Here is a 13318-nt window from a genome sequence, read left to right on the forward strand (position 1 = left end):
CGGCGGAAAGCTCCGCAACAAACTCGCCAATACGCGTCACGGCGTCCGCCGGGGCACGTCTTCACCGTGAAGCGTCAGACAAGATCGACACAGACCGGAAGGGGCGGGCGGCCAGTGGACGTTCCGGCTACCGGTATGCGCCCCGCCGAGGCCGAGCGCGACCGCGCCCTGCGTGCCCTGCGGGCCCGCTGGCGCACGGCCAGCCTGGCCGCCGGCTGGCGTTTCCCGAGCGACTGGGCACTGCCCGAGGTCGACGCCGTCTGCGTCGCGGTGCTGGCCAAGGGCCGCGTCGAGGCGGCCGAAACCGCGCTGGCCGGGCTGGCCAGGGCGCGGGCGGCGGCCGGCGCGGGGCTCGCGGAAACTCTCACCGACCTCGCCGCGCTGCACGCGGTGCTCGGCCACGGCGGCGACGGCTTCGTCTCGCCGGACGTCGACGCCACACCCGCGCGGGTGCTCCGGACCACCGCATTGGCCTGGGCCGACGCCGCCACCGACCAGCTCGTCCACACCGAGGTCACCGACTCGCTGACCGGCCTGCCCTCGGCCGCCTACCTGCGCACGCGGCTCGTGGAGGTCTACCGCGCCGCCGTCGCACGCGAGCGGCCGGCCGCGGAGGACCACGTGCTGCTGGTCGTCGCGCTCGACCTCAGCGCCGTCGCCGGGTTCCCGCGGCTGACCGGGATGATCCTGGTCGCGGACGCGATGCGGGCGGTGTTCGACAGCGGGCAGAGCGTCGCTTCGCTCGGGCCGTCCGTCGTCGCCGCCCTGGTCCCGAAGGACGAGACCGTCGCTTCGCACGGCGTCGCGCTGCGAAGGGCGTTGCACGAGCGGCTGTCGGTCGACGCCCAGCTCGCGGACGTCGGCCGGCCCCGCGTCTCCGCCGTGCGGCTGCCCGCCACCCACGAACTGGCGTGCGACCTGCTGGCCCACCTCGCGCGGGGGTGAACGCGTGAAAAGTCCGGTTCCGGCGGACCCTTCCTGACCTGGACCGGACCGGCCATGATTTCCTGGTGCGGTGACCGAGACCGTATCCACCGACGTCGACGGCGAAGTCGCGGCCAGCTCGCAGCACCGCCTGGCCCTGCGGAAGTCACTCGCCCGCCTGTCCGTCCGCCCTCGGTCGATCCTGATCCTGTCGGTGATCCCGCTGGTCGCGATCGGGTACGGCCTCTACGGCTGGCAGCACGACTGGGTGCTCGGCGTCGACAGCGCGGTCTACCGCGCCGGCGCGCTCACCCTGCTGCACGGCGACTCGCTCTACGACGCCAACACCCTCGCCCCCGAGCCGTGGTGGGCGCTGCTGCCGTTCACCTACCCGCCGACGGCGGCGCTGTTCTTCGTCCCGCTCGCGGCGTTCCCGACGCAGGTCTCCTGGGGCCTGATCACCGCCGTGTCGCTGGGGGCGATGGCGCTGTCGGTCCGGATCGCGATCGGCGCGCTGCCCCGCCCGGCCGCGGACGGGCCGCGCTGGTGGGCCTCGCCCGCCCGCTCGACCATCGTGTTCTTCCTGGTCTTCCTCGCACTCGAGCCGGTGTGGCGGACGATCTTCCTCGGCCAGATCAACCTGATCCTGATGGCCGTGATCCTGCTGGACATGCTGGTCATCGGCGCACGGGGGAGCCGCTGGGGCGGGGTGCTGGTCGGTGTCGCGGCGGCGATCAAGCTCACGCCGCTGGTGTTCCTCGGGCACCTGTTCATCACCGGCCGCCGGATGGACGCGCTGCGCGGCCTCGCCACGTTCGTGGTGCTGCAGGGGCTGATGTTCCTGGTCAACGCGCACGACGCGGCCAAGTACTGGACCGTCACGCTGCCCGACACCGGCCGGATCGGGCCGGTGCACTGGGCGGGCAACCAGTCGCTGAACGCGCTGATGAACCGGGCCACCGACCTCGCCCCGTGGGCGTCGAAGGCGGCGATGGGCATCGGCCTCCTGCTCGCGATCCCGGCGCTGTGGCTGCTGATGCGCTTCCACCGCAAGGGCCAGGCGCTGGCCGCGCTGCTCGTCACCGCGTTCTGGACGCTGCTGATCTCGCCGATCTCGTGGACCCACCATTGGGTCTGGGTGGTCCCGCTGATCGTGCTGCTGGTGTCGCGGCTGCCGAAGACCACCCCGGCGACGGCGTGGAAGCGCTGGGCCGGGACGGGCCTGGTGGCGTTCGTGTTCGTCAGCTGCGTGCTGCTGATCCTGCCCAACGGGCGCAACGTCGAGCTGCACTGGAAGGTGTGGCAGAACATCCTGGGCGACGCCTACATCCTCATGCCGGTGGTGCTGGCCGCGGCGCTGGTCCTCCGCTGGGGTCTGCTCCGCCGAGCGCGGAAGAAGGCCGCTGCGGACGAGCATGTCGACGTCGCGACCGGCGTCTGAGACGCGCGCCGGCCGGCTTCTCGCCGGCGGGATCGCGCTGCTGGTCCTGGTTTTCGGTGTGGTCGGCTGGCTCGCCGGCTGGCACCTGGGCGCGGACAGCGCGGTCTACCGCGCGGGCGCGCTGACGCTGCTGCACGGCGACCCGCTCTACACGCGGGACGTGCTGACCGCGTTGCCCGGCTGGGTGCGGCTGCCGTTCACCTACACGCCGGCCGCCGCGCCGCTGTTCCTGCCGCTCGCGCTCGTGCCGTCGGGCCTGGTCTGGGGCGTGCTCGGGTTTTTGTCGGTGGTCGCCCTTATGGTCGTGATCACGGTGGTTTCGTCGTCGCCGGGGCGTTCCCCTCAGCTTTGGGTGAAAAGCTGGTGGGCGCTGCCGGCGGGAACGGCCGCCGCTCTGGCGCTGGAACCGGTGTGGAAGACGCTGTTCCTGGGCCAGATCAACTTGATACTGATGGCGTTCGTGGTGCTGGACGTCCTGGTGCTCTCACTGAGGCAGGCACGCTGGGCGGGCGTGCTGATCGGCGTGGCGGCGGCGATCAAGCTGACCCCGCTGATCTTCGTTCCGCACCTGTTCTTCACGGGCCGGTGGAAGGACGGGCTGCGGGCCCTGGGCACGTTCGCGGCACTCGAAGGGGCGATGTTCGCGGTCATCCCGGTCGACGCGACGCGGTTCTGGCGGGATTCGGCGACCGACCCGAGCCGGGTCGGGTCGGTGCACTGGATCTTCAACCAGTCGCTCAACGGCCTGGTCAACCGGGCTTCGGCGCTGGCCCCCTGGTCGCTGGTGGTGGCGGTCGGGGTGGCGGCGGCGCTCGCCGTGCCCGCGGTGTGGCTGGTCGTGCGGCTGCACCGGCGCGGCGAGGATGCGGCCGCGCTGCTGGTCACGGCGTTCTACGGGCTGTTGCTGTCGCCCGTGTCGTGGTCCCACCACTGGGTCTGGTGCGTGCCCCTGGTCACGCTGCTGCTGGTGAAGGCCCGCTGGTGGGCCGCGGCGGCGGTCGCGCTGCTGTTCGTCTCGCAGATCGTGATGCTGGTGCCCAACGGCGGCGGCACGGAGTTCGGCTGGGGCCTGGGCTGGTCGGTCCTCGGCAACGGCTACGTGCTCGCGGCGGCGGCCGGGATCCTCGGGCTCGCGGCGCGTGAGCTCCGCCTGGCCCGGCGGTCACCGCGGGTCGTCACCGTTTACCAGTCCGGCTGAAGGCAGGCGGACACGCTCCGGAGCCGGCCGCCCACCGGCACCCGTTCGGCCGTGACTGCCAGCCGGATTGGCAAAAGCCGACACAGTAGTCTGAGCACGCTATGGACAAACACACCGGTCTGCCCGTCGTGGGCATGGTGGGCGGCGGCCAGCTCGCCCGGATGACCCACCAGGCGGCGATCTCTCTAGGCCAGTCCCTGCGCGTGCTCGCCGCGGGCGAGAACGAGGCCGCGGGCCTCGTCGCGGGCGACGTCGTGCTGGGGCACCACACCGACCTCGAGGCGCTGCGCGCGTTCGCGTCGTCGGTCGACGTGCTCACGTTCGACCACGAGCACGTGCCGGGTGAGCACCTGCTGACGCTGGCGATGGAAGGCTGCGTCATCCGCCCGGCACCGTCCGCGCTGGGCTTCGCGCAGAACAAGCTCGTGATGCGCGAGATGATGGCCGGCCTCGACGTGCCGGGCCCCGCCTTCGCCGAGGTGTCCACTGTGGACGACGTGCTGGCCTTCGGCGGCGAGCACGGCTGGCCCGTCGTGCTCAAGGCGTCGACCGGCGGTTACGACGGCCGCGGCGTCTGGATGCTGGACACCGCGCGGCACGCCCGGGAGATCCTGCCGGAGCTGCTGGAAGCGGGCACGGCGCTGCTGGTCGAGGAGAAGGTGGCGATGCGGCGGGAGCTGGCCGCGCTCGTCGCCCGCTCGCCCTTCGGCCAGGGCGCGGCGTACCCGGTGGTCGAGACGGTACAGACCGGCGGCATCAACACCGAGGTCCTCGCCCCGGCGCCGGGGCTCTCGCCGGAGCGGGTGCACGAGGCGCAGGACCTCGCGCTGCGGATCGCGTCGACGCTGGACGTCACGGGCCTGCTGGCGGTCGAGCTGTTCGAGACCGACACCGGGCTGCTGGTGAACGAGCTCGCGATGCGCCCGCACAACTCCGGGCACTGGACCATGGACGGCGCGCGCACGTCGCAGTTCGAGCAGCACCTGCGCGCGGTGCTCGACTACCCGCTGGGCCGGACGGACCTGGTCGCGCCCGCGTGCGTGATGGCGAACGTGCTGGGCGCGTCGGCGCCGCCCGAGATGGGGCCGGACGAGCGGCTGCACCACCTGTTCGCGCGGTACCCCGAGGTGCGGGTGCACCTCTACGGCAAGGAGGAGCGGCCGGGGCGCAAGCTCGGGCACGTGAACTTCGCCGGTGAGCGCATGGACGACCTGCGCAACCGCGCGCTGCTGTCGGCGCACTGGCTGTCCCACGCCGTCTGGCTCGACGGCTACGAGATTCACTAGGAGATCAGGTATGGCGCCGCAGGTGGGCGTGATCATGGGCAGCGACTCGGACTGGCCGGTGCTGGAGGCGGCCGGCGCGGCGCTCGACGAGTTCGGCGTCGAGTACGAGGTCGGCGTCTACTCGGCGCACCGCACCCCGCAGCGCATGCTGGACTACGCGACGTCGGCGGTGGCCCGCGGCATCCGGGTGATCATCGCGGGCGCGGGTGGCGCGGCCCACCTGCCGGGCATGGTGGCGTCGGCGACGGTGCTGCCGGTGATCGGCGTCCCGGTGCCGCTGAAGTACCTGGACGGCATGGACTCGCTGCTGTCGATCGTCCAGATGCCGGCGGGCGTCCCGGTGGCGACGGTCTCGGTGGGCGGCGCGCGCAACGCGGGCCTCCTGGCGGTCCGAATCCTGGCCGCGTCGGACGAGGGCCTGCGCGCGAAGATGGCCCGGTTCCAGGCGGACCTGGAGAAACTGGTCCTGGACAAGGACGCGGCCCTGCGCGAGAAGACCGGCCACTAGGGTCGCGCGTCGCCGTTGTTCGACGGCCGGAACGGGCCGGCGCGGCACGTCAGAGCAGTGCGGCGGTGAGCACGTCTCCACCGTGGATGCCGATCTCGCTCAGCGGTCGTTCGTCGTCATGGGCCTTCAAGTGGCTCTTCGCCCAGGCGGTCCCGATGTCCTTGAGGAGCCTGCCGGTGGGGCCGTCTCGCAGGATCCACTCCTTGCCGTAGGTGTACGGGCGCACACGCGGACTGACCGCGAAGAACACTGCGTTCAGGAGGTCCTTCACGGTCGTGTTGCCGTTGACGAGGATCTCCAGTGGGCGCCGCGCCGCCGACCGGACGGAGGCGACGATTTCGTCGCGCTGGGTGGGTGTCGCACCCAGCGCGTCGAGTTTGCCGTTCACCGCTTCCAGCGACTCGGCAAGCAACGACTCCAGGGCGTCGATGCTCCTCCGCGAGTTCCGGCTCATCGCTTCGGCGTACTCGGCGACGCTCGTGTTCGCGCCGAACTCACGTGGTGCGTACAGAACCTTGTTGTCGTGCCACAGGATCAGGAAGAACACCGTGGCGACCGCGGCCGGGAAGACGACTGAGAAGATCGCGAGCATCGCCTGGATCCTGTCCGGTCATCGGAGCTGTTCCCGCAGCTCGCGCTTGAGCACCTTCCCGGCCGCGGACACCGGGATCCGCTCGACCACGTGGATCTCGCGCAACCGCTTGTAGGGCACCACTTTCTCGTTGACGGCGGCCATCAACGCGGTCGCGTCGAGCTCCCCGCGCGGCACCACGAAGGCGACGGGCAGCTCGCCCACCTCGGTGTCCGGCCGCCCGACCACCGCGGCCGCCGCGACGCCCGGCATCGTGATGAGCAGCTCCTCCAGCTCGCGCGGGAAGACGTTGTACCCCTTGTACAGCAGCATGTCCTTCTTGCGGTCCATGATGGACAGATAACCGTCGGCGTCGAGGACGCCGATGTCGCCCGTGTGCAGCCAGCCGCCGGCCAAGGCCGCCGCCGTCTCCTCGGGGCGGTTGCGGTAGCCGAGCATGATCTGCGGCCCGCGCAGGCAGACCTCACCCTGCTCACCCGCCGGGAGCGGGTCTTCGCCGCCCTCGGCCGGGACGACCTTGACCTCCGTGTCGAAGATGGGGACGCCCACCGAGCCGACCTTCCGGGTGCCCGAGCGGTACGTCGGCGAGATCACCGCGCCCATCGTCGCCTCGGTGAGGCCGTAGCCCTCGCTGACCACCACGTCCGGGAAGCGCTTGCGCAGCGCGTTGATCATCGCGTGGTTCATCGGCGCCGCGCCGGAGCCGATCGTCTTCACCGACGAGAGGTCGGCCGTGTGGAACGACGGTGTCGTGAGCAGCGCGGCGAACAGCGCCGGGGCGCCGCCGATGCCGGTGATGCGCAGCCGTTCGGCGTCGGCGACGTATGCGGCCGGGTCGAAGCGCGTGTGCAGGACGATGGTGGTGCCCGCGATCACCGCCGCGTTCAGCCCGCCGATGATGCCCATCGCGTGGAACCACGGCGTCAGGTTGATCGCGACGCCGGTGCCCAGCCGCGACGGCCACTCGTCCGCGCTGCCGATCTGGTCGATCGTGACGTCTCCCCGCGCGTCGAGCGCCGGTACCGAGCCGGTGCCCCAGCACGCGTACTGGAGGGTGTTCACCACGACGTTGCGGTGCGACAGCCGCACGCCCTTCGAGCGGCCGGTGGTGCCGCCGGTGTAGGCGAGGTGGGCGAGGTCCTCGTGGATCGCGATGTCGATCTCGGGCCGCGTCTCCGGCTGCCCGGCGTGGAACGCCTCGAACTCGGCCTGGCCGTCGAGCAGGTCGCCGGCCGGGTTCACGACGACGGTGAACCGCGCCGGGATCCGGTCGGCGATGCTCGCCAGCGCGCCCGCGACCGGGCCGAACGTCACAATCGCCGCGGCTTCGCAGTCGGCGAGCTGGAAGGCGAGGTCGTCCGGCGGGAGCAGCGGGTTGGCCGGGCTGAAGGTGGCCCCGGCCAGCAGGGTGCCGTAGTAGGCGACCGGGAAGGCGAGGCAGTTCGGGAGATGCAGCGCCACGACGTCGCCGCGGCCGATGCCGCGTTCGCGCAGGGCGTTGGCGAACCGGCACGCGGCGCGGTAGGTCTCGGCGAAGGTGGTGCTGCGGCCGTCGTGGGCGAAGGCGGTCCGGTCACCCCAGCGCGCGGCACCCGCGGCGAGGATCGAACCGGCCGGCACTTCGGGGTAGTCGAGGGAGGCGGGCAGGCCGGGCGGCGTCGTCGGCGCGGTGAGCGGCATCACCCGACCATAGAAATCTGCGGTCAAGGACACAAGGACGCTGCCAGTGAACGAGCGCTAACATCGACAGAACTCTCCCGACGTCGTAGAGAAGGTGACCCGAAGTGACCGACGGCCTGTACCAGCTTGCCGAGGAGCACGAGGAGCTGCGGGCCGCGGTCCGGGCTCTGGCCGAGAAGGAGATCGCGCCGTACGCGGCCGAGGTCGATGAGAACGAGCGCTACCCGGTCGAGGCGTACAACGCGCTGGTCAAGTCCGGTTTCAACGCCGTGCACATCGGCGAGGAGTACGACGGCCAGGGCGCGGACGCCATCGGCGCCTGCATCGTGATCGAAGAGGTCGCCCGGGTCGACGCGTCGGCGTCGCTGATCCCGGCGGTGAACAAGCTCGGCACGCAGCCGATCATCCTGTCGGCGTCGGAGGACCTGAAGAAGCTGGTGCTGCCGTCGATCGCGTCGGGCGAGGCGTCGGCGTCGTACGCGCTGTCGGAGCGCGAGGCGGGCTCGGACACCGCGTCGATGCGGGCGCGCGCCCGGCTCGACGGGGACCACTGGGTGCTCAACGGCACCAAGTGCTGGATCACCAACGCCGGCGAGTCGTCGTGGTACACGGTGATGGTCGTGACCGACCCGGACGCGGAGAAGAAGGCCAACGGCATCTCGGCGTTCGTCGTGCACAAGGACGACCCGGGCTTTTCGGTGGGCCCGAAGGAGAGGAAGCTCGGCATCAAGGGCTCGCCGACCCGTGAGATCTACTTCGAGAACTGCACGATCCCGGCGGACCGCATCATCGGCGAGCCCGGCACCGGCCTGAAGACGGCGCTGCGCACGCTGGACCACACCCGCCCGACGATCGGCGCGCAGGCGCTGGGCATCGCGCAGGGCGCGCTCGACGCGGCGGTGGCGTACGTGAAGGAACGCAGGCAGTTCGGCAAGTCGATCGCCGAGTTCCAGGGCGCCCAGTTCATGCTGGCCGACATGGGCACCAAGATCGAGGCGGCCCGCCACCTGGTCTACGCCTCGGCGGCGGCCTCCGAGCGCGGCGACAAGCGAGCGAGCTTCATGGCCTCGGCGGCGAAGGCGTACGCGTCCGACATCGCGATGGAGGTGACGACGGACGCGGTCCAGCTCTTCGGCGGCGCCGGCTACACCCGCGACTTCCCGGTGGAGCGCATGATGCGCGACGCGAAGATCACCCAGATCTACGAAGGCACCAACCAGATCCAGAAGGTCGTCATGGCCCGCGCCCTGCTCAAGGGCTGACACCCGGACAAGCCACGACCCCCGGTGCGGAATCGCACCGGGGGTCGCAGGCCGGCCGGCAGCTACTGGATAACCACGTCAAGTGCCCCCAGGTGCGCGGCCACCAAGCCGCAGGCCGGACGTCCGGCCGCACAAAACCTAGCTACCCGCCTTCGAGTCTGCCGGAGGCCGTAGCCGGTATCAAGCCCTCCCGTTCCTTCGACGCCGCTGCGCGCGGTCGAGGCCCGCTTTATCTCCCTTACCAGCTGAAACGCCGCGCGTGTTAAGTCAGTCGCCGGCACCGCGAGAGCGCTTGCCGACTTCGGGGACAAAGTCCTTGCCGCCGGTGATCGGCTGAGCTTCGCCACATGAGACATAACCCACCGCCGGGGCGGATTTCCGCTCCGGCGGTGTCACTCTCGAAGCATGTACTGGCCGGTTCCGGCGTCCTGGACGCCCCACGACGAAGCCGAGCTGGTCGCCGGCTGGCGGCTGTGGCTCGAGCTGTCCGATCGCACCTGGCCGACGGCCGCCTGGGACGGGACCCCGGCCGACGCCGTCCGCCAGCTGCGTGAGCTCTTGGCCGCGTGCGACGAGATCGAGACGGCCTACCGCGCGGCCGCCGCCGAGCCGTCGCCCGGGCTCCTGCGCCTGACGCAGGGGCTCGTCGTCACGGCGGGCTCGGCGATCTCGCTGTGGTTCGACGACTTCGAGCAGCTCGACGGCGAACGCGCGGCGCTGCTGCACGACGACCTCGCGCGGTTCGCCGAGCAGGCGGAGCAGGTGCTGGCGCTCCTCGCCGCCAGCGGCGGCTGGGCGGGCCTCGACGCGATCCGGCGCCGGCCCGCCTAGGCCGAAGCCGGCTTCGGTCGGTAGCCGCTCGGTCGCGGATCCGGGAGCGAACCGCCGATTGCGGCACTCCGGTTCCCCCGCATAGCCCAGCCGGAGGCGGACCGGAGTGGGTACCCGGCAGGAATGAACCGGACAAGAGAAGGCGTGAACCGGACAACAGAAGGCGTGCACCGGACAGAAGCCACCGCCGAAAGAGGCGAGAAGAGCGACACCGCGCAGCTCCTCGGCCGGGTCGGCATGGCCTGTTACGGCGTCGTGCACCTCGTCATCGCGTACCTCGCCGTGCAGGTCGCGTTCGGAAGCAGTGAGCAGGCCGACCAGAAGGGCGCCCTGCAGCAGGTCGGCTCCACGGCGTTCGGCCAGGTCCTGCTCTGGATCCTCGCCATCGGCCTGGTCCTGTTCGGGCTCTGGCAGTTCCTGATGGCCGCCACCGGCTACGAGTGGGTCAGCGGCGGGAAGCGGACGCGCAAGCGGATCGGGGCGGCCGCCCGCGGGGTCGTCGTGATCTTGCTCGGCTTCACCGCCTTCCGGCTCGCCACCGGCAGCGGCGGCGGCGGGTCGAGCAGCGAGAAGCAGCAGGAGTTCACCGGCAAGCTGCTGTCGCTGCCCGCCGGACCGGCGCTGGTGGTCATCGCCGGGGCGGCTGTCTTCGGCGTCGCGATCGCCGCCGGGATCAAGGGCGTGAAGCAGAAGTTCCTCGAAGACCTCAACGCCACCGAGCTGCCCGGACGCAGCCGGCGCTGGGTGGGCTGGCTGGGCACGACGGGGTACCTCGCCAAGGCCGTCGTCTTCACGGTCGTCGCGATCCTGCTGGCCATCGCCGGGTTCAACTCCGACGCGCACAAGGCCGGCGGGCTGGACGCCGCGCTCAAGACGCTCGCCGCCCAGCCCTTCGGCACCGTGCTGCTGACCGTGGTGGCGCTCGGCCTCGCCGCGTTCGGGGTCTACTGCTTCGCCGCGGCCTGGGCCCACAAGCGCTAACGCCGTGCCACCTGCGCGAGGTACTCGTTGCGATTCAACGGGTTCTCTCCGGTCCGCGGCCGGGTCGGCGGCGGACCGGGGTAGGGCCGGTAGTCCTCGAACTCGCTGAGGAAGACGCCCTCGCCCTGGCCGAGCGCGGGGAGGGCCTGCTCGAACTCGTGGACGTGCGCCGCCGGGATCGTGCCGTGCAGCGTGCACGACGTCGCCCCGACGACCGGCTCGCCGGGCACCGCGCGCAGGTCCGTGAGCTTGAGCAGCACCGCGCTGACGGCGTTCGCCGGGATCTCCAGTTCGAAGCGGTGCACCGGTTCATGCACCCGCGTGCCGGCCTCCTTCAGCGCGGCCATCAGCACCAGTGGCGTCATCTTGCGGAAGTCGGCCGCGACGCTGTTCGGGCTGTAGAACGCCGCGTGGGTCAGCGTGACGGCGCAGTCGAGCACTTCCCAGCCGTGCAGTCCCTGTTCCAGCGTGGCGTGGACGGTTTCCTCGATCGCCCGGTGGAACGCCAGGGGCAGTGAGCCCAGCTCGACCGAGAGGCCGAAGGCGACGCCGGATCCGGGTGGCCCCGGCTCGACCCGCAACCCGATCGCGGCGAAGAAGTACAGCCGATGCTCGGGATCCAGGTCTTCGACAGCCTCCCCGCGGGCGACCGGCTTCTCGACGTACAGGGTGCGCGTCTGCTCGAAGGTGACGTCGATCCCGGCGCCCTCGGCGAGCATCGAGCGCAGCACCTCCTTCTGCACTTCCCCGTAGAGCCGCACCGAAACGTCGTGGTCACGACGGCGGACGTCGATCAACGGATCCTCTTCGGACAGCCTGGTCAGTGCCGTGAACAGCGCCGCAGCCTGTTCGGGCCGGACCGGCCGCACGACGGACTCCAAGCTCGGCGGCGCGAACACGCCGTCGCGGGTGCGGCCGGGAGAGCCAAGCCGGTCGCCGATCCGGACCTCACGCAGGCCGCGCACCCGCGCGACGTCGCCGGCGAACGCCACGTCGTCCCCGGCGACCTCGATCGCCGAGACGCGGCCGGTGAACTCGGTTTCCCCGCGGTAGAAGGAAGTCCGTTGTCGCGCCGCCAGCGAGCCCGAGTGCAGGCGCGCGTAGGCGATCTTCTCGCCGGCGGGACCGCGGTCGATCTTGAACACCGTCGCGTGCAGCGGACCGTCGCCGGTGCGCTCGGTGGCCGGGAGCAGCTCGGCCATCGCCGTGACCAGGGCCGCGACGCCGGCGCCGGTGATCGCCGAGCCGTGGAGCACCGGGTGCAGCACCCCGCGCGCGACCTGCCTGGCCAGCTCGGCGCGACAGGCCGCGGCGTCGACGCGGTCGTCCACATAGGACTTCAAGAAGGCGTCGTCGCCGTCGGCCAGTAGCTCGGCCAGCTCGTCGAGCGTGGCCGCGCCCAGCGCGATCGTCCGCGGCGCCAGCTTCGCTCGGATGTCCTCGAGGAGGTCGCGCGCGCCCATCCGGTCGATCTTGTTCACGAAGATCAGCGTGGGGATGCCGAGCCGGCGCAGCGTGCGCATCAGCACGCGGGTCTGGGCCTGGACGCCCTCGACGGCCGACACCACCAGGACGGCGCCGTCGAGCACACGCAGGGCGCGCTCGACCTCCGCGATGAAGTCCGAGTGGCCCGGCGTGTCGATCAGGGTGATCCGGGTGTCGCCGGTCACGAAGGAGACCACCGCGGAGCGGATGGTGATGCCGCGACGGCGTTCGAGTTCGAGCGAGTCGGTTTGGGTGTCGCCGCGGTCGACGCTGCCGAGGCGGCCGATGACGCCGGCTTCGAAGAGCAGACGCTCGGTCAGGCTGGTCTTACCGGCGTCGACGTGCGCGAGAATGCCGATGTTCAGGGTCTTCACGGTCGTGGGAGATCCTCTGTGATGCGGGGGACAGGCCGGTTCGATCGGTCTGTCGGCGCATCGGGGTCTCCTCACGGTCGTGGACGCAGGTCAGGGCGAAGGTAGCGCCGCGACAGGGGCGCGCGAAACCGGTTTTCCGGTCGCCGCCGTCCCTGTCGGTTCCCTGTCGATCACACTCCGAAGCTTCGGGTCGTGGTGCCGGGTGCCCTACTTTGGTTCAGGTCAGTTGAAATTTCACCTACCGGGGAGCTGAAACCGGATGTTCGGACGATTCAAGGACGTGACCCTGCTGCTGGGGAGGATCGGCGTCGCGGTCGTCTTCCTCGCGCACGGGCTCCAGAAGTGGAACAACGGCATCGACGGCACGGCGAAGTTCTTCGAGATGACGGGAATCCCGCTGCCCACGGTCGCCGCGATCTTCGCGATGGCCGTCGAGATCCTCGGCTCGATCGCGTTCATTGTCGGGTTCCTGCTGCCGCTCGTCGGCCTCGGCTACGTCGTGATCTCGGTCGGCGCGCTGCTCTCGGTGCACATCGACAACGGCCTGACCGGCCAGGGCGGCTACGAGCTCGTCCTGGTGCTGGCGCTCGCCGGGCTCGCTCTCGGCTTCAACGGCGGACGGCTCTCGCTGGACCACCTGCTGTGGGGCCGCCGGCGCGCCCGCCGCGACGCCGAGGCCGGCGAGCTGCAGAACGCTTGACCGCAACTCCGTGAATGTCGCATTGACGGACTTGAAGTCCCTCAATGCGACATTCA

At 71.0% G+C, this 13318-nt stretch carries 12 protein-coding genes; 9 read left to right on the plus strand and 3 right to left on the minus strand.

The genetic code is table 11. The annotated features are described in order from the left end of the window. Positions 1 to 135: 135 nt before the first annotated feature. From AB0M82_RS21100 to purE, 5 genes are all read left to right on the plus strand, one after another. Positions 136 to 945, plus strand: coding sequence for a GGDEF domain-containing protein (locus AB0M82_RS21100; RefSeq protein WP_364724172.1), 810 nt, complete (start codon positions 136 to 138; stop codon positions 943 to 945). Between the two features lie 70 nt (positions 946 to 1015). Then, positions 1016 to 2365 (plus strand): glycosyltransferase 87 family protein, encoded by a 1350-nt coding sequence (locus AB0M82_RS21105; protein WP_364724175.1) that lies wholly within the window; start codon positions 1016 to 1018, stop codon positions 2363 to 2365. Next, positions 2340 to 3563, plus strand: a complete 1224-nt coding sequence (locus tag AB0M82_RS21110) for a glycosyltransferase 87 family protein (RefSeq protein ID WP_364724178.1) — start codon at positions 2340 to 2342, stop codon at positions 3561 to 3563. The genes AB0M82_RS21105 and AB0M82_RS21110 overlap by 26 nt, the downstream gene beginning before the upstream one ends. Positions 3564 to 3664: 101 nt before the next feature. Next, complete coding sequence (locus tag AB0M82_RS21115; RefSeq protein ID WP_364724180.1) at positions 3665 to 4849, plus strand: 5-(carboxyamino)imidazole ribonucleotide synthase; 1185 nt, start codon at positions 3665 to 3667, stop codon at positions 4847 to 4849. A 10-nt stretch (positions 4850 to 4859) separates the two neighbouring features. Further along, on the plus strand, positions 4860 to 5357 hold the full coding sequence (gene purE, locus AB0M82_RS21120; protein ID WP_364724183.1) for a 5-(carboxyamino)imidazole ribonucleotide mutase: 498 nt from the start codon (positions 4860 to 4862) through the stop codon (positions 5355 to 5357). A 49-nt stretch (positions 5358 to 5406) separates the two neighbouring features. On the opposite strand, the gene AB0M82_RS21125 is transcribed toward purE, so the two are convergent. Continuing rightward, positions 5407 to 5949 carry a hypothetical protein gene (locus tag AB0M82_RS21125; RefSeq protein WP_364724185.1) on the minus strand — a complete coding sequence of 181 codons (543 nt, stop codon included), beginning with the start codon at positions 5947 to 5949 and terminating at the stop codon, positions 5407 to 5409. A gap of 18 nt (positions 5950 to 5967) precedes the next feature. After that, positions 5968 to 7629, minus strand: a complete 1662-nt coding sequence (locus tag AB0M82_RS21130) for an AMP-binding protein (RefSeq protein WP_364724187.1) — start codon at positions 7627 to 7629, stop codon at positions 5968 to 5970. A gap of 104 nt (positions 7630 to 7733) precedes the next feature. Here AB0M82_RS21130 and AB0M82_RS21135 point away from each other — a divergent pair, with 104 nt between their 5' ends. From AB0M82_RS21135 to AB0M82_RS21145, 3 genes are all read left to right on the plus strand, one after another. Next, complete coding sequence (locus AB0M82_RS21135; RefSeq protein ID WP_364724189.1) at positions 7734 to 8891, plus strand: acyl-CoA dehydrogenase family protein; 1158 nt, start codon at positions 7734 to 7736, stop codon at positions 8889 to 8891. A 405-nt stretch (positions 8892 to 9296) separates the two neighbouring features. Beyond that, a complete protein-coding gene (locus AB0M82_RS21140; protein WP_364724192.1) occupies positions 9297 to 9722 on the plus strand; it encodes a hypothetical protein in 426 nt (141 codons plus the stop codon). A 165-nt stretch (positions 9723 to 9887) separates the two neighbouring features. Next, positions 9888 to 10703 (plus strand): DUF1206 domain-containing protein, encoded by an 816-nt coding sequence (locus AB0M82_RS21145; protein ID WP_364724256.1) that lies wholly within the window; start codon positions 9888 to 9890, stop codon positions 10701 to 10703. Here AB0M82_RS21145 and AB0M82_RS21150 read toward each other — a convergent pair. Beyond that, entirely contained in the window at positions 10700 to 12562 is a 1863-nt protein-coding gene (locus tag AB0M82_RS21150; protein WP_364724195.1) for a translation factor GTPase family protein, read from the minus strand. The two genes, AB0M82_RS21145 and AB0M82_RS21150, sit on opposite strands and share 4 nt — an antisense overlap. Positions 12563 to 12821: 259 nt before the next feature. Here AB0M82_RS21150 and AB0M82_RS21155 point away from each other — a divergent pair, with 259 nt between their 5' ends. Further along, positions 12822 to 13262: a DoxX family protein gene (locus AB0M82_RS21155; RefSeq protein WP_364724198.1), complete on the plus strand. Its 441-nt coding sequence runs from the start codon at positions 12822 to 12824 to the stop codon at positions 13260 to 13262. The last annotated feature ends 56 nt before the right edge of the window (positions 13263 to 13318 follow it).

It is taken from the genome of Amycolatopsis sp. NPDC051128 (assembly GCF_040682715.1).
Classification (GTDB): Bacteria; Actinomycetota; Actinomycetes; order Mycobacteriales; family Pseudonocardiaceae; genus Amycolatopsis.

What these genes read in the sequence shown, in the direction of transcription:
- purE (WP_364724183.1), top strand. Translation starts at nt 4,860, where the DNA reads ATGGCGCCGCAGGTGGGCGTGATCATGGGCAGCGACTCGGACTGGCCG.
- AB0M82_RS21130 (WP_364724187.1), bottom strand. Translation starts at nt 7,629, where the DNA reads ATGCCGCTCACCGCGCCGACGACGCCGCCCGGCCTGCCCGCCTCCCTC.
- AB0M82_RS21100 (WP_364724172.1), top strand. Translation starts at nt 136, where the DNA reads ATGCGCCCCGCCGAGGCCGAGCGCGACCGCGCCCTGCGTGCCCTGCGG.
- AB0M82_RS21125 (WP_364724185.1), bottom strand. Translation starts at nt 5,949, where the DNA reads ATGCTCGCGATCTTCTCAGTCGTCTTCCCGGCCGCGGTCGCCACGGTG.
- AB0M82_RS21155 (WP_364724198.1), top strand. Translation starts at nt 12,822, where the DNA reads ATGTTCGGACGATTCAAGGACGTGACCCTGCTGCTGGGGAGGATCGGC.
- AB0M82_RS21115 (WP_364724180.1), top strand. Translation starts at nt 3,665, where the DNA reads ATGGACAAACACACCGGTCTGCCCGTCGTGGGCATGGTGGGCGGCGGC.
- AB0M82_RS21140 (WP_364724192.1), top strand. Translation starts at nt 9,297, where the DNA reads ATGTACTGGCCGGTTCCGGCGTCCTGGACGCCCCACGACGAAGCCGAG.
- AB0M82_RS21110 (WP_364724178.1), top strand. Translation starts at nt 2,340, where the DNA reads ATGTCGACGTCGCGACCGGCGTCTGAGACGCGCGCCGGCCGGCTTCTC.